At 48.5% G+C, this 25,584-nt stretch carries 39 protein-coding genes; 13 read left to right on the plus strand and 26 right to left on the minus strand.

Annotated elements, in window-relative coordinates:
- Positions 1-6: 6 nt before the first annotated feature.
- The 4 genes from AF331_RS13430 to AF331_RS13445 all read right to left on the minus strand — a co-directional run bounded on the left by AF331_RS13430 (position 7) and on the right by AF331_RS13445 (position 1,967).
- Positions 7-696 carry a DUF2268 domain-containing putative Zn-dependent protease gene (locus AF331_RS13430; RefSeq protein WP_160316547.1) on the minus strand — a complete coding sequence of 230 codons (690 nt, stop codon included), beginning with the start codon at positions 694-696 and terminating at the stop codon, positions 7-9.
- Positions 686-970, minus strand: a complete 285-nt coding sequence (locus AF331_RS13435) for a hypothetical protein (protein ID WP_053428601.1) — start codon at positions 968-970, stop codon at positions 686-688. Before AF331_RS13435 ends, AF331_RS13430 begins: the two co-directional genes overlap by 11 nt.
- Positions 967-1,491, minus strand: coding sequence for an AAA family ATPase (locus AF331_RS13440; protein ID WP_082347004.1), 525 nt, complete (start codon positions 1,489-1,491; stop codon positions 967-969). Before AF331_RS13440 ends, AF331_RS13435 begins: the two co-directional genes overlap by 4 nt.
- A 146-nt stretch (positions 1,492-1,637) precedes the next feature.
- Positions 1,638-1,967 (minus strand): hypothetical protein, encoded by a 330-nt coding sequence (locus tag AF331_RS13445; RefSeq protein WP_053428603.1) that lies wholly within the window; start codon positions 1,965-1,967, stop codon positions 1,638-1,640.
- 227 nt (positions 1,968-2,194) lie between these two features.
- Between AF331_RS13445 and AF331_RS13450 the strand changes: the two genes are divergently transcribed.
- Entirely contained in the window at positions 2,195-2,668 is a 474-nt protein-coding gene (locus AF331_RS13450; RefSeq protein WP_053428604.1) for a GNAT family N-acetyltransferase, read from the plus strand.
- Positions 2,669-2,671: 3 nt separating this feature from the next.
- Here the strand turns inward: AF331_RS13450 and AF331_RS13455 are convergent, their stop codons facing one another.
- Complete coding sequence (locus AF331_RS13455) at positions 2,672-3,034, minus strand: DUF3221 domain-containing protein (RefSeq protein ID WP_160316548.1); 363 nt, start codon at positions 3,032-3,034, stop codon at positions 2,672-2,674.
- 108 nt (positions 3,035-3,142) lie between these two features.
- On the opposite strand from AF331_RS13455, the gene AF331_RS13460 reads away from it, so the two are divergent.
- Together AF331_RS13460 and AF331_RS13465 are read left to right on the plus strand one after the other, a co-directional pair.
- Complete coding sequence (locus tag AF331_RS13460; protein WP_235576408.1) at positions 3,143-4,126, plus strand: BRCT domain-containing protein; 984 nt, start codon at positions 3,143-3,145, stop codon at positions 4,124-4,126.
- Between the two features lie 83 nt (positions 4,127-4,209).
- Positions 4,210-4,602 carry a DUF5412 family protein gene (locus tag AF331_RS13465; protein ID WP_048012339.1) on the plus strand — a complete coding sequence of 131 codons (393 nt, stop codon included), beginning with the start codon at positions 4,210-4,212 and terminating at the stop codon, positions 4,600-4,602.
- Positions 4,603-4,633: 31 nt separating this feature from the next.
- On the opposite strand, the gene AF331_RS13470 is transcribed toward AF331_RS13465, so the two are convergent.
- Entirely contained in the window at positions 4,634-5,494 is an 861-nt protein-coding gene (locus tag AF331_RS13470) for an HAD-IIB family hydrolase (RefSeq protein ID WP_053428607.1), read from the minus strand.
- Positions 5,495-5,578: 84 nt separating this feature from the next.
- Between AF331_RS13470 and AF331_RS13475 the strand changes: the two genes are divergently transcribed.
- The 3 genes from AF331_RS13475 to AF331_RS13480 all read left to right on the plus strand — a co-directional run bounded on the left by AF331_RS13475 (position 5,579) and on the right by AF331_RS13480 (position 7,280).
- Positions 5,579-6,565 carry a LacI family DNA-binding transcriptional regulator gene (locus AF331_RS13475; RefSeq protein WP_053428608.1) on the plus strand — a complete coding sequence of 329 codons (987 nt, stop codon included), beginning with the start codon at positions 5,579-5,581 and terminating at the stop codon, positions 6,563-6,565.
- A 69-nt stretch (positions 6,566-6,634) separates the two neighbouring features.
- Complete coding sequence (locus AF331_RS22760; protein ID WP_162838962.1) at positions 6,635-6,781, plus strand: hypothetical protein; 147 nt, start codon at positions 6,635-6,637, stop codon at positions 6,779-6,781.
- A gap of 28 nt (positions 6,782-6,809) precedes the next feature.
- Positions 6,810-7,280: a YrvL family regulatory protein gene (locus AF331_RS13480; RefSeq protein ID WP_053428609.1), complete on the plus strand. Its 471-nt coding sequence runs from the start codon at positions 6,810-6,812 to the stop codon at positions 7,278-7,280.
- A gap of 15 nt (positions 7,281-7,295) precedes the next feature.
- Here AF331_RS13480 and AF331_RS13485 read toward each other — a convergent pair whose 3' ends face one another.
- Complete coding sequence (locus AF331_RS13485) at positions 7,296-7,562, minus strand: lipoprotein (protein WP_053428610.1); 267 nt, start codon at positions 7,560-7,562, stop codon at positions 7,296-7,298.
- A gap of 148 nt (positions 7,563-7,710) precedes the next feature.
- Here AF331_RS13485 and AF331_RS13490 point away from each other — a divergent pair, with 148 nt between their 5' ends.
- Together AF331_RS13490 and AF331_RS13495 are read left to right on the plus strand one after the other, a co-directional pair.
- Positions 7,711-8,022 carry a hypothetical protein gene (locus tag AF331_RS13490; RefSeq protein ID WP_053428611.1) on the plus strand — a complete coding sequence of 104 codons (312 nt, stop codon included), beginning with the start codon at positions 7,711-7,713 and terminating at the stop codon, positions 8,020-8,022.
- A gap of 94 nt (positions 8,023-8,116) precedes the next feature.
- Complete coding sequence (locus AF331_RS13495) at positions 8,117-8,380, plus strand: DUF4017 family protein (RefSeq protein WP_053428612.1); 264 nt, start codon at positions 8,117-8,119, stop codon at positions 8,378-8,380.
- A gap of 525 nt (positions 8,381-8,905) precedes the next feature.
- Here AF331_RS13495 and AF331_RS13500 read toward each other — a convergent pair.
- On the minus strand, positions 8,906-9,379 hold the full coding sequence (locus AF331_RS13500; RefSeq protein ID WP_053428613.1) for a GNAT family N-acetyltransferase: 474 nt from the start codon (positions 9,377-9,379) through the stop codon (positions 8,906-8,908).
- Positions 9,380-9,467: 88 nt separating this feature from the next.
- On the opposite strand from AF331_RS13500, the gene AF331_RS13505 reads away from it, so the two are divergent.
- The gene (locus AF331_RS13505; protein WP_053428614.1) at positions 9,468-10,241 is read left to right on the plus strand and encodes an HAD-IIB family hydrolase; all 774 of its coding nucleotides are present in this window, start codon (positions 9,468-9,470) and stop codon (positions 10,239-10,241) included.
- Positions 10,242-10,361: 120 nt separating this feature from the next.
- On the opposite strand, the gene AF331_RS13510 is transcribed toward AF331_RS13505, so the two are convergent.
- Complete coding sequence (locus AF331_RS13510; RefSeq protein WP_053428615.1) at positions 10,362-10,853, minus strand: PH domain-containing protein; 492 nt, start codon at positions 10,851-10,853, stop codon at positions 10,362-10,364.
- 74 nt (positions 10,854-10,927) lie between these two features.
- On the opposite strand from AF331_RS13510, the gene AF331_RS13515 reads away from it, so the two are divergent.
- Complete coding sequence (locus AF331_RS13515) at positions 10,928-11,323, plus strand: VOC family protein (protein WP_053428616.1); 396 nt, start codon at positions 10,928-10,930, stop codon at positions 11,321-11,323.
- 263 nt (positions 11,324-11,586) lie between these two features.
- On the opposite strand, the gene AF331_RS13525 is transcribed toward AF331_RS13515, so the two are convergent.
- From AF331_RS13525 to AF331_RS22765, 14 genes are all read right to left on the minus strand, one after another.
- Positions 11,587-12,774: an iron-containing alcohol dehydrogenase gene (locus AF331_RS13525; RefSeq protein ID WP_053428618.1), complete on the minus strand. Its 1,188-nt coding sequence runs from the start codon at positions 12,772-12,774 to the stop codon at positions 11,587-11,589.
- Between the two features lie 23 nt (positions 12,775-12,797).
- A complete protein-coding gene (locus AF331_RS13530) occupies positions 12,798-13,394 on the minus strand; it encodes a VanZ family protein (RefSeq protein WP_160316549.1) in 597 nt (198 codons plus the stop codon).
- A 157-nt stretch (positions 13,395-13,551) separates the two neighbouring features.
- Positions 13,552-14,229 carry a hypothetical protein gene (locus AF331_RS13535; protein WP_053428620.1) on the minus strand — a complete coding sequence of 226 codons (678 nt, stop codon included), beginning with the start codon at positions 14,227-14,229 and terminating at the stop codon, positions 13,552-13,554.
- On the minus strand, positions 14,222-14,746 hold the full coding sequence (locus AF331_RS13540) for an RNA polymerase sigma factor (protein WP_367024355.1): 525 nt from the start codon (positions 14,744-14,746) through the stop codon (positions 14,222-14,224). The genes AF331_RS13535 and AF331_RS13540 overlap by 8 nt, the downstream gene beginning before the upstream one ends.
- Positions 14,747-14,922: 176 nt before the next feature.
- On the minus strand, positions 14,923-15,072 hold the full coding sequence (locus tag AF331_RS22455) for a hypothetical protein (protein ID WP_160316550.1): 150 nt from the start codon (positions 15,070-15,072) through the stop codon (positions 14,923-14,925).
- A gap of 136 nt (positions 15,073-15,208) precedes the next feature.
- On the minus strand, positions 15,209-15,757 hold the full coding sequence (locus AF331_RS13545) for a YdhK family protein (protein WP_053428622.1): 549 nt from the start codon (positions 15,755-15,757) through the stop codon (positions 15,209-15,211).
- A gap of 81 nt (positions 15,758-15,838) precedes the next feature.
- Positions 15,839-16,450 carry an FMN-binding negative transcriptional regulator gene (locus tag AF331_RS13550; RefSeq protein ID WP_053428623.1) on the minus strand — a complete coding sequence of 204 codons (612 nt, stop codon included), beginning with the start codon at positions 16,448-16,450 and terminating at the stop codon, positions 15,839-15,841.
- A 99-nt stretch (positions 16,451-16,549) separates the two neighbouring features.
- Positions 16,550-16,762 (minus strand): hypothetical protein, encoded by a 213-nt coding sequence (locus tag AF331_RS13555; RefSeq protein WP_053428624.1) that lies wholly within the window; start codon positions 16,760-16,762, stop codon positions 16,550-16,552.
- 116 nt (positions 16,763-16,878) lie between these two features.
- Positions 16,879-17,415, minus strand: coding sequence for a GNAT family N-acetyltransferase (locus AF331_RS13560; protein ID WP_327205415.1), 537 nt, complete (start codon positions 17,413-17,415; stop codon positions 16,879-16,881).
- Between the two features lie 89 nt (positions 17,416-17,504).
- Positions 17,505-18,533, minus strand: a complete 1,029-nt coding sequence (locus AF331_RS13565) for an ABC transporter ATP-binding protein (protein WP_048005593.1) — start codon at positions 18,531-18,533, stop codon at positions 17,505-17,507.
- A complete protein-coding gene (locus tag AF331_RS13570) occupies positions 18,530-20,041 on the minus strand; it encodes an ABC transporter permease (RefSeq protein ID WP_235576387.1) in 1,512 nt (503 codons plus the stop codon). Before AF331_RS13570 ends, AF331_RS13565 begins: the two co-directional genes overlap by 4 nt.
- Before the next feature lie 56 nt (positions 20,042-20,097).
- Positions 20,098-21,147: an extracellular solute-binding protein gene (locus AF331_RS13575; RefSeq protein ID WP_231579088.1), complete on the minus strand. Its 1,050-nt coding sequence runs from the start codon at positions 21,145-21,147 to the stop codon at positions 20,098-20,100.
- A 176-nt stretch (positions 21,148-21,323) separates the two neighbouring features.
- Entirely contained in the window at positions 21,324-21,587 is a 264-nt protein-coding gene (locus AF331_RS13580; protein ID WP_053428627.1) for a YesK family protein, read from the minus strand.
- A 52-nt stretch (positions 21,588-21,639) separates the two neighbouring features.
- On the minus strand, positions 21,640-21,804 hold the full coding sequence (locus AF331_RS22765) for a hypothetical protein (protein ID WP_162838963.1): 165 nt from the start codon (positions 21,802-21,804) through the stop codon (positions 21,640-21,642).
- A 133-nt stretch (positions 21,805-21,937) separates the two neighbouring features.
- On the opposite strand from AF331_RS22765, the gene AF331_RS13585 reads away from it, so the two are divergent.
- Positions 21,938-22,342, plus strand: a complete 405-nt coding sequence (locus AF331_RS13585) for an Rrf2 family transcriptional regulator (RefSeq protein WP_048012327.1) — start codon at positions 21,938-21,940, stop codon at positions 22,340-22,342.
- Between the two features lie 143 nt (positions 22,343-22,485).
- Positions 22,486-23,118: an NAD(P)-dependent oxidoreductase gene (locus AF331_RS13590; protein WP_053428628.1), complete on the plus strand. Its 633-nt coding sequence runs from the start codon at positions 22,486-22,488 to the stop codon at positions 23,116-23,118.
- A 43-nt stretch (positions 23,119-23,161) separates the two neighbouring features.
- On the opposite strand, the gene AF331_RS13595 is transcribed toward AF331_RS13590, so the two are convergent.
- Complete coding sequence (locus AF331_RS13595; protein WP_053428629.1) at positions 23,162-23,485, minus strand: hypothetical protein; 324 nt, start codon at positions 23,483-23,485, stop codon at positions 23,162-23,164.
- 175 nt (positions 23,486-23,660) lie between these two features.
- On the opposite strand from AF331_RS13595, the gene AF331_RS13600 reads away from it, so the two are divergent.
- Entirely contained in the window at positions 23,661-23,972 is a 312-nt protein-coding gene (locus AF331_RS13600; RefSeq protein WP_053428630.1) for a hypothetical protein, read from the plus strand.
- 3 nt (positions 23,973-23,975) lie between these two features.
- On the opposite strand, the gene AF331_RS13605 is transcribed toward AF331_RS13600, so the two are convergent.
- Together AF331_RS13605 and AF331_RS13610 are read right to left on the minus strand one after the other, a co-directional pair.
- Entirely contained in the window at positions 23,976-24,866 is an 891-nt protein-coding gene (locus AF331_RS13605; protein WP_053428631.1) for a hypothetical protein, read from the minus strand.
- A gap of 185 nt (positions 24,867-25,051) precedes the next feature.
- Entirely contained in the window at positions 25,052-25,552 is a 501-nt protein-coding gene (locus tag AF331_RS13610; protein ID WP_053428632.1) for an immunity protein YezG family protein, read from the minus strand.
- Positions 25,553-25,584 lie beyond the last annotated feature (32 nt).

Below are 25,584 nucleotides of genomic sequence, written 5' to 3' on the forward strand. Positions count from 1 at the left end.
ACATGGTTACTCAAACTTCTCCGCGTACTTCCCTTTTTCGAGGATCTCGTCCGTGGTCATGGATGTCCATTCCGGTATAGAAACATCAGGATTCTTTTGTAAAAAAGCATCCATGATTTGAAGGCCGACACGGTAGTTGGACCACATCGGGATCTTCTTTTGGCGACTTCCGAAAAAAGTTTCATCATAGAGGTCTTGATTATAGGTATCGGGATTATCTGAAATCATATCCCACACCATTTTTTCCTTATTTGGATGTAACGTGTCCACCCATGGATTTTCCACATCGGGATAGATTTGCTTAGCAAATGCATCTGCCTTTCCTTCAACGACGACACCATCCAAGTTCGAGTTTTGCTCTGATTTACGGGTCTCGAAATTGACGGTATGATGATACTCATGAGCGATTGTATATTCAAGATTTTCCACGTTGAAAGCAGGATCGATCAGGATGAGGATGGCATGCTCACCGTACACCACACCATATACACCGTTCATAAGATTTGCGTTAGATTTGAATTCAGGACTGGACGGGACCACGTAAATGGTTTTATCCCCACCGGGAAGAACGTCGATAGACTTCTCTATGGCTTGCTTTATGCTCGAGTGGATCGTGTCCTGTTTTCCCTTGAATGCCTGCAGGTTTTCCTCCATTGTATCCAGGTCTCGCGGAGCCTGTAAAAATTCAAAAACCAATCATCTTCATTATAGTCGGATCATCCGCCTCACCGTGCTCAACCATTGCTTTCTTGACCTTCTGTATGTAAAGCGTCTCGTTATCCTCATCAGGATTGTCACGAACACTTTCGATATAATCTGCCATCTCATTGTAGTAATAGTGAACCTTTATTTCTTGTTCTTTGTATGTAATCGTTTCTTTGCTCTTAAACGTTTCTTCTTTTTCATCTGAACAGCCCATGAGTGCTAGGAGCAGGGTACATATAGCAATCGTCCAATAGATTTTCTTCATTCCGCTCCCCCTTCTCCATATTCAAGGTATCGAATGACCCTTGTAATATACGACTTGATGGGAGAAGAAGTATCTATCTGTAAGCAAGGGAGGTCATCGGGCTTTTTACTGTTCAACACCGTTTTCCGGAATGCCTCTTCTGATTTAACCTCTTTGATTTGGCTCGGCATCCGATCCCTTTCCCTCAAACGCTCATTGATCAGGGTAAAATCATGCACCACACACTCAATATATTTATATGGAATTCCGTATTTTTCAGCAAGGAGCGTCCCCTTCTCTACCATTTCATCATAAAGGCAAGGGCTATCAAAGATCACACTATGTCCTTGCTCAAGCAGCGACTCACTGATGGACCAGTCCAAGTGATACGACACTTTTCCTGCCATATCATGGGTAAGTCCATTTCCCACCTTTTCCATCAGGGCTGATTTCGTGACGTCATGATCCACGATGACCGCTCCCGTTCTTTTTCCTATCTCACGGGCAAGGGTTGATTTTCCCGACCCCGGAAATCCTGACATTTGAATAAACATACTCACGCTCACCTCATATCCTATTTATACAAGCATTACCTACCAACTGCCTCAGCCTATCCGTCCATTTCCCGTCAAGTGAATAAACAGCGCTTGATTCCTTCGACTTCATTACACGACTCTCCTCCCCTTCATCACTCAACCAGAGAAGAAGCTTTTTTCTGTTCACCGTTCTCAGCATCCACCTCCATGATGAAATCCGGATCTTCAAGATCGGCCATCCCCTCATCTTTCACAGCACCAGCGAACACTTCTTGGACCGCATGGATCATGAGCGCATCGTCCTCATTAAGCCTAGAATCGCCTCCAGGCTTGAAAAGATGGAATCCTTCCCACTCCTCTAAATCAATCAGCCCGTTCTCCATGACCGACGCCGGAGGATTGTTCAGAACAGGGGCGCCCGATTCCTTTTGACAACTGGCGAGTATAATACTCATCGAGACTGCAAACAGGATCTTTTTCATAGCGGCACCTCCACTTTCTTATACGTACAAAAGAGGATTAAGTTTCCATTTATTGATAAATAAAAACCGGACCCAATAGATCCGGTTTACTTGTTTCATTTCATATAGGTCCTGACCAGGTCGTAACTGCGGGATTCCGTCAGATTCGCTAATATAGACGCTCTGAGGTGGTCCCCCTAAATCCCTCGAAGACGTGGTACACTATAAAAAACTCCAGGAGGTGGCATATGAATCTGCAAAAAATTGATATCGACAAACACAGGGATGTCATCATTTCTTTCCGCAGGGATTCCTTCAAGGTCAGCTTCGGTACGGATCAAGACTTTGACGAGGATGAATATGTAAGGTGGGTCCAGAACCAATCGGCCTTATTCCCGGATGGCTTCATTCTCCTCATGGAACAGGGCGTACCGATCGGTCAGCTTGAATTGACGGTGAAAGACTATGAAGATAGCAAAATCGGGTATGTGAACCTCTACTACCTGATTCCTGAGCGACGTGGATCTGGGCTGGGAAATAAGCTTCATCAATACTCCCTTCAGTTCTTTCGGACTCACGGTGTATCCGAGTATCACCTTCGCGTTTCACCAAGCAACCATCAGGCGCTGGGCTTTTACCGCAGGAATGGGATGACGGTGCTGAAAAGAGAATTGGATGGAAAGGTCTTAAGGATGATGGGACGCGTGGAGGATGGATTGTAGTCTTCAATCCTCCACCACTGCTTCAATCTTCTGGCAGACAGCATATGGCGGAGAAGACTCCAGGATCTTACCACACCACACCTTCACCTTGGTTCCGGACTTTATTCCTTTGAAATCTGAATCGTCATTCAACCTTAAAAAGTATCCGTCGTTTTTGCTCATAAACTCATTTAATGAGAGAGTCTTGCCTTCCTCCTTCAATTCCTCGCCCTCGATCAGAATGTTATGTTCCTCTTTCTGAATATAGATTCCCACCATGGTAGGGGGTCCCTCCCCATCGTGCTCAAATTCAGGCTGCCCTTCATGAATCATCTCCTCACAACCCGTAACCAACAAGAACAGCCCCACCGGCAGGAGGAACTTCATGAAGCGTTTCATCGCACCCATCTCCTTTCATACAGTTGACAACATACAATCTCTGCTTCACTATGTGAATGATACATATTGAACTGAGGAGGCTTCCCCTTGAAAAATATGATACTGATTGACATCGAAACGGGAAGTGCCGCTCCTGATTCCGGGATCTTTCAAGTCGCCGCGCTTGTTGTGGAGGACGGGGTCATCATTGATAAGCATTACTTTTTTGAAATAAAGGACGAGACCATGACGGCCTTCGGTTTTGGGGCTGGATATGCGAAAATCTCAGATCACATAAAGATGAAACAAACCTTCCTTGAGCTACTCGACGACTACCCATACCCGGTTATTTCGTTCAATGCATCCTTGGACCGAGCCACTCTTTTACATGACGGATGGCTGGATGAAGGCAGGGAATGCTTCAGTGCACAGGCCGCCATCAAGCACACCCATCCCCATCTGTTTTCCTATACCCTGAGTTATCTCTCCCACTATTTCAAAGTGGGGTTGCCCGTTGACCACAAAGCCTATTTGAATTCGCTACTCCTGCTTGAAGTGATCAGCGGGGCCTCTCCGCTGGAGTGGAATCCGGTTCATTTAGCCAAGCCGGAACGCGATCGCAGGATTTTCGAAGGAAAGTCCATCGTGTTCACCGGAGCCAGTTCCCAGCCCCGGGTGAGCATGAGCAAAGCCGCCAGAAGTTTCGGGGCCACTGTTAGCAATACCATCACATCCAAGACAGACTTCCTTATCGTCGGCAAACGACCGGGAAGCAAGCTGGAGCGTGCCCGATACCTTGGCGTCCCCATCATGTCGGATGAATGGTTTTTGGAGACCATATCGACCGAACCTGCAAAAGAGGCATCACCTTACAATAAACTTGATGATGTGGTGGGAAAGATGGTTTACCTTGCTCCTATGCCCGCGCCGTACAAACGAAAGGTGAAGAATATCCTGGACACGATGGATGTTTCATGGGTGAGGGATTCGGAAGACTTGAAACCAGAGGTTGTCATCCATCGAGACGGATCAAGGTCCATGGAAGGATTGGAGATGACTCTATCCCTTTCGGAGTTGAATCGGATGCTGCTTCGTGAATAAAAGGTTCCGTCCTTTTGTTAAATAAATTCCTTATTTGAAGTATAATGGAAACCTCTCTATATCATCAAGGAGGCTTCCATTCTATGAAACGTTTCATCAAAAAACACCCCGTCGGTTTCACCATCACGATTTCCACCATCGTGTTCACAGCTGCAGTGAGTTGGGGCCTCATCGCCCTCATCCATTGGTCCTTATTTGACATAGACCGGCTGGAGCCAGGGGAACTCATTACAGAAGAAACGTCACCTGACGGACGCTATACCGTACAAACCTTCCTCAACAATGGCGGAGCCACCGTGGATTATGCCGTGCTGGGCGTACTGACATTCAACGAGAAAAAACGCGAAGCCAAGAATATCTATTGGCAGTACCATGAAGAGGAAGGAGAAATCAGTTGGGTGGACGATGAGACGGTGCAAATTAACGATCAAGTCCTTCATTTACCAGATGAGGTGTATGACTACAGGCGGGAATGAAAGAGAGGTTCCCTCCTCAGGAACCTCCACTTCACCTCTCCATCGCGCTGTCCCATTCCTTACGCGAAAACACTCTCCCACACACTTCCATGATCCCTTTCCCGTATTCACCTTCTGTTATGAGGGCATGCTTCCTTTTCGCTTCTTCCGTGGCATTTCTGAGGAGATAACCGTGCTCCACAGCCTTCACCATTTCCAGGTCGTTGCCGCTGTCACCGAAGGCAAGGGTGCGGCTACTGGGGACGTTGTAATGTTTCTTCATGAAGCTGACCGCGGCCTTCTTACCCGTCCCTTTGGGAATGAAGTCGACGTCGTACGCATTTTCCGGGTCTCCTGCCTTCGGGTTGCAACGGTTGATGTTGATCCCTACACCGTGATTAAACGCGAGCTGACGGATGATGCCGAGGTGATAATCGACACCTGTGTCCGAAGCGGGATAGTAATAGTAGTTCATCTTATAAGTCCCCTGCCCGAACTGGGTTTGAGGGGTCAGTTTGATAGAGTAGATGTTCTTTAAGTCATCCAGGATCTCCTGTACGACTCCATGGGAGAAGCCTGACCGGGCAATCCTCTTCTCCCATTCCGGGATGGAACGGTAGCATTGGCTTGCATTCACTTCCCACATTTCCGTCCCGAGGTTGCTTGAGATGAAGTGGGGAAGATACCGCATCCTCGCCTTCTTCATCTTCTCCTCGACCTGGGTGAGACTGCTGCCTGTCACCCATCCGATCTTCACATGTTGCTCAGACGCAAGCCATTGAAGATACTCCTCCAGTTCATGGACCATCATGAGCTGCTCCTCTGTGCATGCATGAGGGAAATACGTTTCATCAAAATCAAAAAATGCGATGTACCTGGTCTCGGCTGTCGAATGGTAAACATCTTGCGGCATATGGACACCTCCTAGTAAGATAAATTCAACGTACTCTCTGGGAACGTTCCCATGTCAATACATAACTTGGAGGGAGATTGACCAATGCCGACCATTCTTGATATCGCCCGTGTAAGCGGAGTGTCCAAATCGACCGTTTCACGGGTCCTCAATCACCATCCCCATGTCTCGGAAGACAGCCGGAGGAAGGTGGAAGAAGCCATCAAGGAACTTTCCTACGTCCGAAATCTCCGTGGCGTCCAGCTCCGCTTGCAACGAAATCACACGATCGGGATTGTCGTGCCTCTCCTGGATCATCCCTACTTCAGCCGCCTTGCGGGTATCCTTACAAAAACCTGCCGGGACGCCGGGTATAAGATGGTCATCCACCAGACCTTCTTTTCCCAGGATGCTGAATCCGAGATCTATGATGCCTTGATTCATAAAGAGGTCGATGCCTTGATCCTCACCCACTCCGCCTTCTCGGAAGAGGAGATCAAGTCGAGGGTTCAGGATCAGATCGTCGTCGTGTGCAATGAACAGTTCGAAGGGGCACAATTTGATACTGTCGGAGTGGATGAAGAGGAAGCGACGTTCATTGCCACCGATCACCTTCTTCATCAGGGGGCTTTCCCCCTCATCTTCTGCGGGGACGATATGGACTCCCCTCTCCAACAGAAGCGTTGGGAGGGTTTTAAGCGGGCACACGCCCATCACGGACTTGAGTGCGCTGACACTTGTTGTCATAACAAGGTCATCACCATTGAAGACGGGGTGGCATTGGGAGAGGAACGTTTCCGCACCGCTTCGCCACCAAAGGGGATCGTGGCAGGCAGTGACTTTGTAGCCGCAGGGCTACTCGCTGCTGCAAATGCAGTAGGTCTGTCGGTGCCGGAGGACGTGAAGATCATCGGGTTTGATGATCATCCCATCTGCTTGACGACCTCCCCGACCCTTTCTTCCATCTCGTATGCTCTGGACGAAATCGCGCTAGATCTCATGGGCAGGCTGACACAGCGCCTTCAAGGAAAGAATCCCGAGCCCCTTTTGATCAAACGAAAACCGGGGTTGGTGAGACGAGGCTCCTCTTAATGGTTTTATTTTACATAAAATCCAGATTGAACTATACTTTGTAGGAAGTAAAGTCATAGGAGGGATCATGTGAAATCCGCCATCATCGATAACCGCGGGGAGGAACATGAATGGTTGCTTATTTTTGTGACCATCACATCGTTCTTGACCTTCCGCAAAATTCCTAGATTAGAAGCCTTTCATAAGAAACTAAGGGGAACATTCAAGCCATATTGAAGATCCCATTACACCACGGAGGTACACCATGTCCGATCAAGACTCATTCAAAAACGAATCACTGCCCACCAAGATTTTCATCATCGTGTCTGTCAGTCTGATCATTCTCGCGGCCATCGGATTCGTCGTCGCCCTGATTTTCTTCGGTTTCGTCGGTCTCTTCCGGATCATCGGTATCGAGTACAGCTCTTACTGGTCCCTGCTTTGGTTCTCGGTATTGTACTTCATCTGCGGATTCATCGGAGATTTTATCGTGAAGCTGCTGTTCGGCCTCATGAGGGCATCGGGACGCTGGTCATGGAATGCATTGAAGGGAGGCTATTTCTTCTTCTCCTTCCTGATTAACTGGGGCATCATTTCCATCCTAGTGGCTCTCATGTCGTCCATTGACATACAGCCCCTGACTCAGATCGGAATCGCCTTATTCCTCGCCCTGTTGGATCTTGTGTTTGACCCGCCGAAGGAAAAGAAGGCAGACATGGAAGAAGGAGGCGAATGATCGCCTCCCTCCAAGCTAACAAATGCTAACCTCGCTCTTTTTCACCTTACCGGTCGCATCGTGGATATAGTCCGTCCCCGCCTCACAGTTCTCCGTGTTCCCCCACTCCACAATGTATTCCCTCCAGTTGTGCTGAACAGAAATAATCTCGACTTCACCAATGGAATTTTCATGTTCCTTCATAACAATGGATCGAACCTCCTTCTCTGATATGTTCGGTTGATTGGAATTGCATCCGCCAAGCACCAATATCAGCGATAAAGCCACCACGATTTTCTTCATCCCCCATCAGCCTCCTGTCCCTATAGACGATGCAACGCTACAGGAAGTTTCAAGCAGTGGATGCTCCCTTATTAAAATTGTATATTTTTCCATAAAGATGAAACTTCCCTCGTGATCATACGTTTATATATAAAAGGGGGAATGACCAATGAATAAGACGGCTATTTGGGCAATTTGTACTGCCACCGTCATGGGCCTGGTCGTTTGGACAGCCAGCAGGCTCGTACCGTTTTCCTACAATGAATACAGCTTCTTCATCGGACTTGGCGCCTCAATCCTTTTGTTCTTTTTTAGCAGCAGTGGCGGAGTTTTTTCAAGAGCTGCGACCATGGATGCGAGCGAAGCCGTCTGGAAGGTGCAGAAGGTGGAAAAATCGAAGGTCAAGGTCGGCGGGGTCTTTTATGGTGCGGTGCTGTATACGGTGGTCAGTTTGGTTATTATGATGGCTGTTTATTTCTAAGCCTTTGCACGAAGACTTATTGAAGTATTGCTTCCATCCCACTCTGGATTAGTCCCAGTGAAGATAGAATATGTATCTTAAAGGAGCGAACACTATGTTTCTATTCATATGGGGCGGCCTTCTGGTTCTCCTCGTGATCCTCATCAGCCTTCTGCCCAAGGGCCGGTATCTCTGGGTGATACCTCCTGCCGCTTACCTCGCTGTGGTCACCGTCGCCCTTCTCGGTAAAAGCAGCGATCCCGGGTATGATGTATGGGGGTTCAAATTTGCGATTGCACAATTCATCGCCATCCCCCTTTTCGTCATAACAGCAGGTGTCATCTTTTTCAGATTGCATTGGCGGAAACCAAATGTGTGAATCAGAGAAGAAGGCGATTTCCATGCAATGAGGGATCGCCTCCACTTCATTTTCTCCTTCTAATGTAGAATGACGGTATAGGTTAATCAAACCTCACCGTTTAAACACTTCCTCCATATCCTCCTGTACCACCTGCAGGTATTGTTCTCCAAGTTCCAAGTATTCTTCTTCATATGTTTGGCCCGGCGGTTCATAAGGAATGGAGTAAACCAAAACTATTTCCCACCTGTCTGCCTACAAACTTCCCATCCTCCACCATGCTTAATTGGATTACTTTTGAAGGCTGATAAGGTTCGAATATCTCAGACGTATCTTTGGTTTGAACAAGATAACGATTTAACCAGGACAGCGGTACCCCGAATGAAAATCTATAGTCACTATCATTGTAGGATAAACTTAGCGTCGGCTTAACACGTTCACCAAAGCTGTATTCATGGTATTTACTGGCCTCTTCATGAAGCCCCCACGGTCTCATTGTTTAGCGAAAATAGGAATAAAATCACAACTCTTATAACATAACCCATTCTAAAAAGCTTTCACAAACAGCACACGATCCTTCCCCTTCCCATCATAGTCAGAATGAACATGGATACCGGAGTCCGTCAGCTTATCCCCCTTCTCTATCTTGAACCCTATTCTCGTATGGTAGGCAATCGACCCCGTATTCACCGGGGAAGTGAGGCAGCGCACCTTTTGACAGCCACGACTGCTTGCCTCGGCAAAGAATTGCTCATATAATGCCTTTCCAATCCCCAGTTGACGGTATTCCGGGTGAACGCCAACAAAGTGGATATAGGCCTCCCCTTTCTTTGACTGCGAGAGGAATCCGACCAAGAAACCCGCTATCCTGCCTCCCCGTTCCATCACAAAACTTGTATCCTGGAAGTGGTCGAAGAAGACTTTCGGGAGCATGTCGGCCATATTCCTTCCACCCCACCACTCATTGATCACCGGGGATATCTCATAATAATCCTGACTATTTAATTGACGAATGTTCATATACAACCGCTCCTTTGAAAAAACCTATGTAAATGGAAAGTTATTACTGATACGATAAATTATATCAAATATTCTTAGGAGACCACCCATGCATTTCATTTTTGATTTAGACGGAACCATATGCTTTAAAGGAAAACCCCTCTCACCAGCCATAACCCGTGCACTCCATCAACTTGAAGAAGCCGGACACCGGATTGTATTCGCCTCGGCCAGACCCATCCGGGACATGCTCCCTGTCCTGCCAAAGCGGTTTCATAACGGGACGCTGATCGGCGGGAACGGAGCACTGATTTCCGAAAACGGGAACATCACGTTTTCTCGGGCTTTTTCACCGACCAATGTCGAGACCCTGATGAGCACCCTTCACGAGCATCAAGCCACCTACCTGATTGACGGGGAGTGGGATTATTCGTATACGGGCAGAACCGATCACCCGATCCTGACCAACCTGGATCCACATCGCCTTGCCAAAAATATACCCGTCAGTGATCATCCCTCCATCGTGAAGCTGCTCATCCTTAGCGCAACTGAAAAAGAAAGCCTTCTGGAAAAGCTCGGAGAAATGGATATCATCCTCCACCTCCATGCACAGGAGGACGTGATTGACTGCAGCCCGAAAGGCATCCACAAGCATGCAGCACTCACTCACCTGAACATCAGCGATTACATCGCCTTCGGTAACGACGCCAATGATATCACCATGTTTGAAGGGGCCAGGCACGCCGTCATGATCGGCGACCATCAGGCGTTACGCCCGCATTGTACTGAAAGCATTCCGTACACTACAGAAATAGAAGAGGATATCATCGCAAAGTTGATGGAATTGAGCGATGCCTTCGCATCAGAACTTGTCACATCCTAATCGTATACAGCAGGGAGTCACAACCAAAAATGTCCACCGACTGTTCAAGCTGGTGGACATTTTAGAAAACACACTATTCAATGAAGCTCTTATTACCAGATTAGGAGCATCCCGATTTAGTCAGTCCCTCCGATCTACAACCAGATTAGGATTTGATTCCCTCAAAACCTGCAGGAACTCCTCTTGATTCCTGGGGGAAACCGTCAGAAACTTTGAGGCAGAGTAGGTAATCCCTATCCGGTCCACTGAAAGCGCCGGCCCCACAAACGGACTCTTTATAAAAGCCACTCTCTCAATCTCTTGGATGGGAACCCGTAAGGTGATAAGACCATAATATATCACCACTTCCTCCGCCTCTACACGATAACCCGTCCGGAACCAGATAAGAAGGTTCACGACACCAAGCACCAGTGGGATTACAAAGATCCAGACCCACTCATCGGATAAAACCGGCAGTCCGAAACAGAGAAACAGGATGATAAGATGAAGGAATCCCATCCACCCGTCTTTTTTTGAAGGGAAATACACGTAACCACTCCTCCGTCTATTAATGGCATTGGACTTCTCGTTAAGAGGTGAACGGGACCACTCTTCCCACACCTTTTCTTCCATACAAGCTTTTCCAGCGTTCCATCTATGTGCTACTATAACGTTAGATTCATGACTCACCCACTAGGAGGATTTCCATGAAAAAAGCCACCCCGTTCCTTATGTTTCAAAACGCCGACGCAGAGGAAGCCATGACGTTTTATACGTCCATCATTGAAGATTCGGAGATCACAAGCATCAACCGTTACGGAGCTGAAGGGCCTGGTGAGGAGGGTACCGTTATGACGGCTACTTTCACCATCAAGGGTCAGGAGTTCATGTGCATCGACAGTCATATCAAGCATGGATTCACCTTCACCCCTGCCTTCTCAATCTTCCTGGAGTGCAGCAGTGAAGAAGAGATCGATCACGTTTTCGAGAAGCTTCTCGACGGTGGAAGTGCCCTTATGCCACTTGGAGGCTATGGATTCAGCCAGAAGTTCGGCTGGGTCAATGATCGATTCGGGGTATCATGGCAGATGACGCTGATATAAAAATGCGCCGGCATCCCGATGCCGGCTTTACTGCTTGAGTACATTCAGTCATCTCTTCTTGAACCGCCTGTTGATCCATCTAAACAGAAAGCCGAAACCTTTGAAGAAAAGCCAGAATGGAACATACATCAAGAAGATAAACAACCCGCTCTTCTCCAGCATCAACAATAAGTGATCAACATTCGATTTCTTTTGATTGTAATAAGCATTCAATTCTTTGTACTCTCTCCGCAAATCGTTTATGATCTCCCGCCTCTTTCACATTATTGTTTTTTCCCTTCCACGACTTCTCCATCATAAGCAGCTTGATAAATCCTGTGGATATCCGTTTCCTCCAGCACCATCGGACTCCTTGCTAACAGTCTCTTCTGTTTCACACCGTCCTTCGTCAGCTCTTCAAGGGCTGATTCGGGGATATCGAACTGGGATAATCGCTGTGGGATACCGACATCCCTGACGATCCTCACCAATTCTTCCACGCATTTTCTTGAGGCTTCTTCCTTAGACAAGTCATTGGACCTGCCTTCGATCGCTTCCAATACGTCTGCCATCCTCCCTTCACAGCTCTTCCGGATATACCCCATCACATAAGGAAGAAGGACGGCATTGGATTCTCCGTGGGAAATGTGGAACTGACCTCCAAGGGGATAGGCGAGGGCATGGACACCTGCTACGCCTGCATTGAAGAAGGCAAGACCCGCGATATAGCTTCCGTAGCTCATATCAATGCGTGCATGCCGATCGGAACCATCCCTCACAGCCGTACGAATGGATCCGGCAATCAACTTGATTGCGTGCAGGGCCAGGGCGTCCGTTGTCGGGCTTGCATTGATTGAGATATATGCCTCGACAGCATGAGTCAGGGCGTCGATCCCTGTGGCCGCCGTCACCTTTGGTGGCACCGTCAGCGTGAGTTTTGGATCAATGATGGCAACGTCCGCCAATAGGTTGTCATGGGTCACGACATCCTTCGTGGAATCTAAAGAGAGGACGGCAATGTTGGTCACTTCCGAACCGGTTCCCGCTGTGGTCGGAATGAGGATCTTCGGAAGTCCCTTCACTTGGATTTCCTTCGTGCCTGATAGGTTCAGATAATCCTCTACACGCCCTTCCTGCTGAGACAGGACAGCGGTCATCTTGGCCAGGTCGAGAGCACTCCCACCACCCATGCCGATCACCAGGTCGAAACCTCCTTCCCTCGTGAATGCCACCAGTTGTTCCCCTACAGAGAGCGGAGGCTCAGGTACCACTTCTGTATACAAGGTGATGTCGAATCCCTCTTCCTCAAGGGGTACCGTGACGTTCCGGGTCAACCCGATTTCGACCAGTTGCGGATCCGTGACAATGAGGATCCTCATTGCCTCCGCCTTCCTCACTTCAGGAAGTAGGTTCTCCAACGATCCCCACCCTGTATAGCTAAGTGGCGCAAATACTAGTTTTGAACTACTCATCTTTCTCTCCTCCTTGTTGGTCATTATCCCCTTCCCATTGACCTGTACCGAACCGCTTCCACTGGATACCTCCCAATCCCCACTTTCAGGATAGGCAAGGCTATCCCGTATCCAACTAAGAAACCGACCGTGTATAAGAGTAGATCGGACAGATCAAACTGTCCGACATTCAGGATGTGCTGCATCCACTCCAACGTCCAGGCAGCCCCTTGGAACAATAAGAATCGCCCCTTAAATCCCTTCAACACATTGGAAACGGCGAGAAGAAAATACATAGGAACAAAGATGATCAGGTTGATCACCATGACCCATTGTGAGGCCCGGTCCCCTTGTATGTCCGACAAGAAAGCAATGGGATTCCATGACACATCACCCGTCCCGATGTTATACTGCCCATCCGGCCTCAACAGACCGAAGATCAGGACCGTAAAGTAGGCCAGCAACAGAGCGTACCGATCCCATTTCGTAGCCATGCGCAAAACCAATTTCAGAAGAACATAGATTGTCAGCACGACAATCGCCATGGAGAGAATCGTCTTCTCGATATTCTCCATATTGGGAAAGAACCGCGGCAGCATATTCAAGAAATACTCCATGTAGATCCAGATCCCTGCTATCAAACTAAAAACCAACACCACTAAACTTTTCAACTTCCCATGCATACAGCCACCCTATTCTTCTTCACTATTTCTTTCATCATACCATTTTTGTATAAAAATGGTATAAGCGAGATCCTTCATAGGGATGTTCTTTTTTGTCGCTAGGGTAAAAGGAGGATCATCTTACCTTTTCCATTAACTCCCCTACCCCCTTGTCCCTGAATCTGATACTCTCTACCAACCCTTGATCGTTTACAGTGATATCGCCTGATAGATCTACCGTTCCTCTTTCATCACCGTCTCTGCTATAGACGACCTTAACTGTAAACGTAAATGAACCCTGCACTGTTTCATTTTCCTTCACGACAATTTTCTCAGCTTTCAGTTTACATCCGCTTGAGTGGGCGTAATAAGGGAAAGTGATTTTTTCTTCATTCACATACTGCTCTATGGTATCAGGGGACATATAGGGTCGAAAGAGATCCTTGTAATACGAGAGGAACAGGTCAAAATATTCCTCGCTGTTTCCTTCTTCAATATACCTATCCTCTTGCTCCATCAGGCTTTCCAGCTCATCATCCGGTCCTGTGAAGATTCTCTCCAGCACCTCTTTGATCTCTCCTTCCTGGGAAGCGGTTTGATCTGTCATCACGGTATTCAGGAGAAGGTTTCCCCCGGCGAGGATAAACAGTGCTGCTAAGAGTGCAGTCAGCAATGTTGGGACCAAGCGTTGCTTCTTCCTGCCCTTTTTCTCCATACTTTCCACCAATCTTGCGTAAACGTCCTCCTTCTCTCCCTGCTTCATGGAGACAGGTTCATAGGATGGAAAGCGAATGTTTTCATTCCCTTCACTCACGATGGTACCCCTCCTTTTCCAACTGAGCTTTCATTGCCTGCAACGCCCTTGAGAGCGTCGTCTTCACCTTGCTCTCCTTCCACCCTAGCACGTCTGCTGTCTCACGGATTGACAGGCCCTTGATCTTCCGCAGTAAGAGAACCTCCCGATACGAGCGCTTCAACCGGCTCATTGCATCGTATACCATGCGTTCTTCCTCCCCAGCTTCCACAATGTCCTCCGGAGTGGCACCACCCACCCCTGTGAACATCTCCGTCACATAGTGAAGGGGCTTCTTCTTCCGTATGAAATCAATCGTGGCATTCCGGGCGATTCGATACAGCCAATTCTTATCGCTCATTTCCCCCTGAAACGCCTCCAATCGATGGAATGCTTTCAGAAACGTGTCATGAGTCAGATCCTTTGCCTGCTCTCTGTCCCCGATCATCAGTACGATATACCGGAAGATCGCGTCGCTATATTCCACGTACCATTCGCGTATTTTCTGCTTCCTGTACCCCTCATCCAACAAGGTCACCTCGTTTCTTTCTTAGACCATTTACGGTAAAGACGGGCGAGTATGGAAAAAGTTTCATTTTTGGTAAAAATAAAAAAGTCATCCCGTTCGGAACGACTCTTCCTCTTTAGTAATTCAAATGGCAGGTCCACGAAGGATACTCACTATGATAAGGTGTACTTCCTGTTGATTAAGATTTATTCCACTAACTGAAAAACCATCATTCCCAAAAAAATCACGGCGATGATCACAACTTGGACATCACTGCCCACTATCCATTTCCTTTTTTTCGTGTGTCTATCTTCATGTTGGATTTTTCCGGCCTCTTTTTGTGGATGCTTCTCCATCGAACCCCTCCAATGATCGTAGACATCAGGGTAGATCTCCCTTTTCTATACCCTTCCATACCAGGATGAAAAACCCTTTTTTTGTATGTCGCGTAATTTCAAAAAAACCGGCACATCCATGCCGGCTCACACATCCTTATTCAGACTCCAATTCACTTTCCACGACCCACTTATGATTCTTCACCATATCCCCGCCGTCTGTCGGCTGGTAGTCGACCGTGTATACCGTCGTTTTTTCTGCAGACACGATGGTAGCTTTGGCATCTTTCATGCCTTTCATATGATCGGCTTCCAGTGTGACCTCGGTGCCGGGTTTGAGTTCTTCATCCCCTGCATCTTTGATTTCTTCCTGGATCACCCACTTGTGATCCTTCACTTCTTCTCCTCCATCAGTCGGCTTATAGTCGACGACGTAGGCAGTGGTATCATAGGCACCGGTGACCATGCCTTCTGCCCCGTCCATGCCCTTCATGTGATCCGCCTTGATGGTGACTTTGCTTCCAGTCTCGAATTCAGGGTTTGCCGCTTCTTCAAGTCCTTCAGGCATCTCGGCCGATCCTGAATGGTTCATATCCGCATGCTCGTCATGGGATTCCTTTTTGTCCGACTGACTGTCCGGGCTATTGCCGCATCCCGCGAGTGCCAATAGAGCCGCGGCTCCGATTACCAGTATGTATTTCTTCATGATCATCCCTCTTTCTATAAGGTTCTCACCTACAGTGTTACCCTTTAGAGGAAAAAATCATCATGATTTCCGGAAAATGATTCAATGGTCCAACCCTTTTTCCATTCGTTGTGCTACCAAAGCATCCCCTTCCCGACCGGTCCGCCTTAACTCACTGGCGACGGATCGACGCCTTTCCTCCGGATGATGCTGGCTGAACTTCGCTTTTCCTTCCATCCTGGAAATCGGGATCCTGAAGGCTACGATGCCTTTCTTCAGTGCATTGAGCTTGTCTGAGGAAACCTGATCCAGGGAATACGCGCTTCCGGTCCCTTCATACTGATCGACCAGTCGCTCCAGCGAGTCCAGTATTTCCTCGCTGTCTTCCATGATCTCCAGCTTGCCGTATACGTGGGCGGCCTCGTAGTTCCACGTCGGCACCTCCTGATCGGATTCATACCAGGTCGGCGAGATGTAAGCATGTGCCCCCTGGAAGACGGCCAATACTTCCTGTCCTTGCCCATCCTTCCACTGACCATTCGGTCTCGCTATATGTCCGTAGAGGACACGGTCTCTCCGGTCCACCATCAATGGGAGATGAGTCGCCCATGGGGAGCCTTGATGCTGGGAGAAGAGGATGGCGAAGCCGTTTTCCTCTATTAACTGAAAGATTTTTTCTTCCTCATTCAATCGAAAGTGCTTGGGGATATACATCTTCTTTCTCCTCTCATGCTCGCACGGATGCCCGTTTGTTTCTTTTACTGTACTGGTCCTGGCTTGTCTTTTCAATCAAAATCAGATGTAATACCAACGTTACGCACCAACAGCCCCCTGTGCCATTCGCTCATATGCCCGCATGAAACTCTTATGTGAACGATCACCAAGCGTCCCTTCATCGTTCTGGAACAAGCGTTGGAAGGTGAACGCCTTCGCTTCCTCCAATGTGGTGCCCCTGCTGTTCATGATCAGCGATATATATGCAATGAAATAGTCTTCACAAAGGTCACCGCCGTGGTTGATGGTCATGGTTATCCGCTCCTTTTATTTGATAAAGTCAACTATATGTATATGATATAATCAATAATTGATTTAGTCAAATAAACTCCCTCTCGGAAAAAGGGACGGATCTCCGCCCCCTCCACTTACAGCCTCAATACCATCCAATCCTCGTCATAATAGCACCCATCAAACTTCAACCCGTGCTTCTCGACGCCGAACACGGTAAATCCAAGGCTTGTATATAGGCGCTTCGCAGCTTCATTATCGGAAACGACGGTGAGGTTGATCTGTTCCAGCCCGTCGAACCCTTTTATATGCTGCAATAATTCTTCTAAAAGCGATCTTCCCACAGCCTTCCCGCGCATGTCCGGTGAGACGAACATGCCGAAGATGTTTCCCTTGTGGGCCATTTTTGGACTTGTTTCCCTGACGAAGGTGGCCATGCCGACAAGGTCACCGTCCACCCAGGCGCCCATGGTGAATTTGCCTTCCGATGGTGTCAATCGCTCTTGTACAAAAGAGAGGGAAAAGGCAGCCTCCCGTTCATAGGTTGAGCCGAATGCTTCGGGATTGGTTTGAAGTGCTTGCAGGCGCAGCTCCTGGTACGCTTCTGCATCGTGTTCATTCAATATGGAGATGGTCATCTGCTGTTCCTTCTTTCTTCTAGGATCATCTATCACCTATTCGCTGAACTCCCTCCATTTCCTCCTGAATACGAAAAAAAAGCTCCATTCCAGCGATCGGAATAGAGCTTTGCTTCATCATTCATTCAGTAAATCACAACATCCCCGTCCACCTTCAAGCCGACGGTATCCCCGACTTTGACCTGGGGTCTTCCGAGGACGCGGATGGAGGCGGAAGTCGCCTGACCGTTCTCATCGATGAGAAGTTCGATCAGGGAATCGTGTCCGAAGTAGGTCGTCTTCATGACCTTCGCTTGGATTCCGCTTTCGATCGGTCCTACACTGAGCTGTTCCGGACGGATCATGACCGTGACTTGTTCGGCGCAACCGGAAGGCTTATGACATGGCAGCATGCCGAGCGGACAGTCGACGCATTCTCCGCTGATCCGTCCATTGAGGAGCACGGCTTCCCCAACGAAGGTGGCCACCTTCAAGTCTTTCGGTTTCGTATAGACGTCATCCGGATTGGCGATCTGGACGAGCTCGCCGTCCCTCATGACGGCGATGACATCAGCCATGGAGAACGCTTCTTCCTGGTCATGTGTCACCATGATCGACGTTGCATTCGACTGTTCAAGGGCGTGCTTGATATCATCCCGGAGCTTGGCGCGAAGCCCCGTGTCCAGTGCGCTGAACGGTTCGTCCAGTAAGATCAGGCTCGGACCGGGAGCGAGGGCGCGTGCCAGGGCGACACGCTGCTGTTGCCCGCCGGACAGTTCATGGGGCATGCGTTTTTCAAACCCTTGCATACCGACAAGCTCGAGCATATCCAGTACACGACCCGTTCGCTTCATCTTGCGTGGCAGTCCGAAGGCGACGTTCTGTTCCACCGTCAAATGGGGGAAGAGTGCACCTTCCTGCGGTACATAGCCGATCTTGCGCTTTTCCGGGGAGAGATAGAGGCGTTCGCCGAAGGCCTTCACGCCGGAGATCTCGATTTCACCCGATGCAGGGATTTCAAATCCTGCGATACTCCGGAGAAGCGTCGTCTTTCCGCACCCGGATGGGCCGAGGACGGCAAGCATCTGTCCCTTCTGCAAGTCAAAGGAGACATTCTCCAATACTTTCACTCCATCAAAGTTCTTTGATAACTCTTTAATCGCTAAGGCCTTCATACTCTTTCACTCCTCTTACTGGAAAATGATCGCATGGTCAGGATATAGACCGGTACGCCCGAGATCAGGATCAGCAGGGCGGCATAAGGGGCAGCGGCGGCAAACTCCGAGTTCGCCGTGTGCTGCCACACCCTGATGGCGAGCGTATCGACACCCGTTGGACGCAGCAGCAGCGTCGCCGTCAATTCATTCATGATCTTCAAACAAACAAGGGCCATCGCCGCCCCGATCCCCGGTATGATCAGGGGCAGGGTCACGGTGAAGAAGACACTCATCGGCCTTTTACCGAGTGATCGTGCAACTTCCTCGACCCGCTCAGGCGCCTGCTCGTACGAGGCCCGGATCGACGACTGGGCAAGGGGGACGAACAGGATCACATATGCAATGATCAGCAATATCGAGGTCTGATAGATCCCGCTCATATAGCGGATCGCGAAGAACACGAGGGTCAAACCGATGACAAGACCCGGCAGGCTGTGGACCACATACGGGACCCGCTCGGCCATGACCGACAGCGGCCCGCGGTGTCGGAGCGACAGCATGACGAGGGGCAGGGCGATGATCACCGTCACCACGGCCCCTCCCAACCCGTAAGACAAGGTAGTGAACAGATTGCCCACCAATTCAGCAGGCTCAAAGCTTGCCGAGCTTCCGTTCAACAGCCAATACCCGAGGCGTCCGAGTGGGATCCCGACGGCGAGTACCGTCAACACAAGGAACCCCAGTTGGACGAACGGTGCTGCCAACCCGAGTCTCACCTGCTCTCTCGCACGTGAGACACCTCTTCCGACAGACGTATATTTAGCCTTCCCACGGATGTAGAGCTCCACTCCGATGAACACGAGGCAGAGGAACAGGAGGACCGTCGTCAGCATCGCAGCAGATGCTCCGTTGAAGGCCATCGTGTACTGATCATAGATCGCCGTCGTAAATGTATCGAACCGGAGCAGGGACAGGGCCCCGAACTCCGCAAGCGTATGGAGGGCAATGAGAAGCGCGCCACCGAACAGGGCAGGTCGCATCTGCGGGAACGTGACGAGCCAGAAGGTTTTCCACGGTCCGTACCCTGCTGAGAATGCCACTTCCTCCAGGGAAGGATTCATCCCCCGCAGCGCCGCAGCCACCGGCAAGTGGACAAGGGGATAGCTGTATAGCGTCAAGACCAGGAAGGCACCGAAGAATCCTTCAAAGATCGGACTCAGGGATACCCAGCTGTAACTTGATACGAAGGCGGGGACAGCAAACGGAATCGTCACGAGGACATTCCACACGCGTCTTCCCCATAGATTCGTCCGCTCCGTGCACCATGCCGTGGCAACCCCGATGACCATGGAGGCCACCGTTACCGACACGTCCAGGAGGAGCGTATTTTTCAGAAGTTCATACACACGGTCGCGGAAGATCAGATTGATCGACGTCTCCCATCCTGCTTCATACGCGCGGAGGACAATGTAGAGGATGGGAAGGCACGCGACAAAAATAAAGATAAAAACAGGTAAAAGGAGCAACAGCGACGTTCTTTTTCGCTGCGGCTCCTTCTTCCTCCATATGCCGGTCAGGGGCATTAGAGCAACCCTACTTCTTGTAGGAGTTCCAATGCCTGCTCACCATCAGAATATTCACCGAGGTCAAGTGCTTCTTTCGGCGGATTCAATTCTGAGAAAGGCTTCATGTCCTTCGTGTCCACGCTTGAGTTCAATGGATACTGTGAACTTGTATCCGTCAATACCTGCTGTCCTTTTTCTTCCGTTGCAAATTCCATGAATTTCTGTGCTTCTTCTTTATGAGAGCTTGACTTGACGATCCCTGCTCCGGATAGGGAGATCATATCCCCGATATCCCCGTTACCGAAGTAATAAAGCTTGGAGTTCATCTTGTCTGCGCCTTTTTCTTTGGCTTCATTATCCCAGTAGTAGTTGTTGATGAGGGCTGCGCCTACATCGCCTTTTTCTACTGCATCAAGGGCGATCTTGTTGTTCTTATATTGCTTGCCGTATTTCTTCAAGCCTTCCAACCATTGTTTCGTTTCGTCTTCACCATAAAGCATGATCATGGCGGAGATTTGGTTCGTGAACGCACCGCTAGTCGGTACGTAGGCTACTTTATCTTTCCATTCAGGCTTGGCGAAGTCGAATACGGTCTTAGGCAGTTCGCTTTCTTTCACCACATCCGGATTGTACGCCACTACGCGTGAGCGGGCAAGCAATCCGACCCATGTGCCGTCCGGATCTTCGTATTGGTCGTCCATGTTATCAAGTGCTTTGGAATCGATCTTCTCAAGAAGTCCCTTCTCGCTCAGCATGACGAGTGGAGCCGTTTCTTCCGTGAAGATGATATCGGCTGGAGACTTGTCCCCTTCTTCTGCCACCTGATGAGCCAATTCATTGCTGGAACCTTCACGAACATCGACCTTGATGCCGGTTTCCTTCGTGAATTCCTTCGTCAACGCTTCGGTCACTTCCGTGTGCTGACCGCTGTAGATGGTCAACGCTTTTTCCTTATCGCCGTCCTTCGCGTTATCGCCGCCGTTCCCACAAGCCGCCAGTGCACCGACGACCATGACGGACGCTGCCGCCACTGCTGCCTTCTTCGCATATGTATGAAGCTTCATCATGTTGATTTCCTCCCCAAGACTGAATGGTGTGTCATATATGGTAGTTCATTTATTAACGATGCAAGTGATAATCATTATCACTACCTTAGTATAAGCAAGAGGACAAACAACGTCAATGTCTTTAGTGAAAAAAGTTCTCAATTAGCCGAAAATGTGAAAAAAGAATGACGTTTCCATCATTCTTTCACCAGTAAGGACCATATGAAGGATGTCACAAGGCCTGCCATAGATGCTATCAACACCATCATGGCAAGGGCACTATACCCCATCCCCTTCCATCCCCCGATCGCAAATCCTACCACCCATCCTGCAGCTGACAGGAAAATCAGGATTAAAAACAAGATCAATCCTTCATGGGAGGGGCGCTTTGTATAGCGGAGGACCAGTTGGATTACAACACTTACTACCACGCCCATTATCATCATGGTTTGCGGTGTCATATCTCCACCTCCAGCTTTGACCACGGCAAGGAAATGCGTCTCATCGTCTCCATCACCAATCCCGGCCTTCTCCAGACTGATAGTTACTGCTCTCTCCCTTTTTGGTGGCCGGGTCACTATGACGCGTATGTCGTGTGTTGTTATTCCGCCTTCTCCTATAGTCGATCAAAGCAGCGAACAACAGGATACCGATAATCAAATAGAGATAAAACATCATACCCGCAACCCCCTTTCTTCTATAGTATTCTCAATCACGGGTCAGATTCCTCCTTTCCCGACGTCCCTTCATAGGCTGAGCCAGTTGACATCCCCTCCATTTGTAACTAATATGGTTACGAAGGAGGGAGATCATGATTAACACCCGCTTATCGGTCGCGATTCATATCATGTCTCTAGTGGCCATGGATCCGAAGCAATCATCCGATCAGATCGCCCAGAGCGTCACCACGAATCCCGTCGTCATCAGGAGACTATCCGGTGACCTGAAGAAAGCCGGACTATTGACGTCCCAAGCCGGAGTACCAGGGTTCAACCTGACACGGGACCCCCAAGACATTACCTTGCTTGATATCTATAAAGCCGTGAATATGGAGAAAGAGTTATTCTCCATCCACGATAAACCGAACCCGAAATGCCCCGTCGGCAAACGGATCCAGGGTACACTGGATGAAACGTTCAAAAGCGTCCAGACAGCCATGGAAAATGAACTGAATGAACAAACGCTGAAGGACATCATGAATCATCTCTTCCAATAAGAGGTGATTTTTTTCATGGTTGACAGACTCACCTGTAACATTTATAGTTACATTTAGAACAACTCATTCACCCTACTCAATCGGGATTTATTATTGAACATCCTGTAACAAAAACAGTTACAAACCAATAGGAGGAATAAAAAATGAACATCGCCATCATCGGAGCAACAGGAAAAGCAGGATCATTGATTACAGAGGAAGCCATTCAACGGGGCCATGACGTGACCGCCATCGTTCGCAGCGCATCAAAAGTGAACGCAAACGTAAACATCGTTGAAAAGGATCTCTTTGATCTGACAGGAGAAGACTTGAAAGGATTCGACGTCGTCGTGAACGCCTTCAATGCCCCCGAAGGAAAAGAGCATCTCCACATTGAAGCTGGCAGGGTTCTTACCAACGCCCTGAAAGACGCTCCGAAAACCAGACTCGTTGTCATCGGCGGAGCCGGAAGCCTGTTTGTAGACGAAGACAAAACCGTTCAGCTCTTGGAAACACCTGACTTCCCGAAAGCCTATTATGCCACTGCCTACAATGCGAGCCTCAGCCTCAAAGAGCTGCAAAACACCGAAGGCCTCAACTGGACGTACATCAGCCCAGCAGCCTTCTTCGACCCTGAAGGTCCCAAAACGGGAACCTACCAAACCGGCAAGGATCACTTCATCGTCAATGCAGAAGGTCAGAGCTACATCAGCTATGCCGACTATACCGTCGCCCTTCTTGACGAAGTCGAAGAGCCGAAGCATATCAACGAACGATTTGCCGTTGTATCGAAATAAGAATAAAAAGAAGGCAGGGAGCCGATCCCTGCCTTCTTTTACTTTAGTCTGCCTGTTCTTCGCCAAACACCCCGATGGTCTTCAGGTTATTCTTTTCTGAAAAGCGATAGCTTACATATGTAACATTATACTGCTCGTCTTTTTGAACCAGATTCCAGACAGACGGGTCTTTCACGTGAATCGTAAAAAGAATATCCTTATACCCCATGGCATTGTTCACCGTAAGGGTATGCTCTTCCCCATCTGAATTCTTCTCCACGACCTCGACAACCATGGTCGTTCTGCTCGGTTCAAACCAATAAAGACCGAGGGCACCAAGCAAGGCAACTCCCACCAGGCTGAAAAGCACTACCTTCCTTTTGTTCATCAGCGTCCCTCCATTCACTACTGGGACAACCTACCATAAAGTCTGGAGGATTTCTACAAGCTGATGGAAATTACTGCTTTACCCGCCCTTGAATTTTCTCATACTAATCACGCTCTTTTACCAAAATATGTTATAATTAATTTAATCTTACTCCTATGTAAAGGAAGTGACCATAATGGAAACGCAAGTCCCATCACTAAAAAAGTATGGCACCCTAAGCTGGCTTTCCCTCATCATCGGCGTAACATCCTTCTTCCTCGTGTTCGTCACCCCGACACGGGTAGCCAATACCGGTTCTGCCATTGGGGATTCCATCACCCTTGGCCTGATGGTCATCGGGAGTATCATCTCGATTGTTGGACTCCTCAAAAAAACGGAGAAAAAAGCTCTCTCCGTCATCGGTTTATTTCTTTCTCTTTCCTTTATCTTTTACTGGATCCTGATCATCGTACTCTTGGTAACCGGTCAGATTCCTTTTGCACCTTAAGAATCACTGCGTCAGATTTTTCATCTCAACCACTTTTCCGTCAGCCCGCTCGACCGTATAGCGGACAGAAGGATTTTGAGGGTAGGACGCATTGCCATTGTATTCCGTGATTTCAACACGATCGCCGTGGCTCACAAACTTGGTGAAACTTCCCCCGGCTCCGCTGATATTGCTGAAATGCAGAAGCATGCTATCACCTGAGGTGCCTTCCTCCACCACTTCCCATAGATCACGCTCATAGTTCTCCCAGAAAATATTTTTGGAAACCTCGTTTGCTTTGTTCTTATGAACCAATTCCCACAGGTCCACGGCTTCGTCCTTACTATCCCAGGCAGCGCCATCTCGCTGGAATTCGATCACCTGGCCATCAGGCACTGTGCCGTCTGCAAAGTACTGATCGAACGAATCGTCCTCTAACGTCAGGGCTTCCAGGGAATCTCCCTCACCTTTCAACAGCAAAGCAGTCATATTGTTATCATCACGTATAATCTTCACCACCGTATAGCCATGGCGATCCTTATACTTCTCAACCTTATACACATACTCGTACTTTTCGTTCACCGCGAGCTCGCCATTGTTAAAGAACCACTTACTCTTCACTCCATCGTCCTTCCCCTTTGCCACCCAGGAACCGGAGATGTCGAGGGACGCTTCTTCTACTCCATCAGAAGTGGCTTCCTCGTCTTCACTTTTTTCCTCCTGTTCAGCCGTCGCACTCTCATCCGATGTGGTTTCTTCATCCTCAGCCTCAACAGGCTCCGACTGTTTCTCGTCCTGTTTTTCGTCCTGCTTTACTTCAGGATTATCCTCGGTCTGAGCCTTTTCTTCCTTGCCGCAACCCGCTACTACCATGGCAGCAAGGATGGCGGATATCATCCAACTGTAGCTTTTCATATACACCAATCATCCTTTTCATATATTCCCATATGGATATTAAATTCCATTTGTCATTATTCGACAGGAATCTCCGAAATCCTTTTTATGGATTTATAAAATTTCATTATGCGTGGCCTGATTGAGGATTCCGAAATCCATTTCATTTTGCACGGACGCTTCGATCAGTTGTCATTATCTACCCATCACCTCAGCTTAATGGGACTCAAAAACGGATACGATTTCCCTTGAGCCTTAGAATCCAGATATTCCTTTAACAACTTTTGATAAAACGGATCATTCTCCTGTTTTATTCCCAAGTGTTCATATTCCCAGGCAATCCCTGTGACAATTGGACCAAAGGGGTTTTTTTCATAATAATATGAGACGTCAAACCTCCCATCAGGTAAAAAACTCATTTGAAAGCATGTCCAAGCGTCACCAAATTCCGTTTCATACTCCTTTTTAAAGTCACTGATGCAAAATGACAATTCGTCTTCAAACTGTTCATGATATTCCTCGTTCATATCGAATCGTTCAACAATGTCAGAACCACTTATCCACTCTTTTGTTTCTTCGGATAGATAGTAGAAAAAGAAAAACTTAAGACCGTCATCTTCTACAAACACTTTCACTTCAGTCCATTCCTCCACAATCATCTCCGAAATCATCTGTGCAATCCTTGAATAATAGGTCTCAAGTTTCAATGCCCCGCTCCCCCTTCTTAAAATGAAAGCGA

It is taken from the genome of Rossellomorea marisflavi (assembly GCF_001274775.1).
Lineage (GTDB): Bacteria > Bacillota > Bacilli > Bacillales > Bacillaceae_B > Rossellomorea > Rossellomorea marisflavi.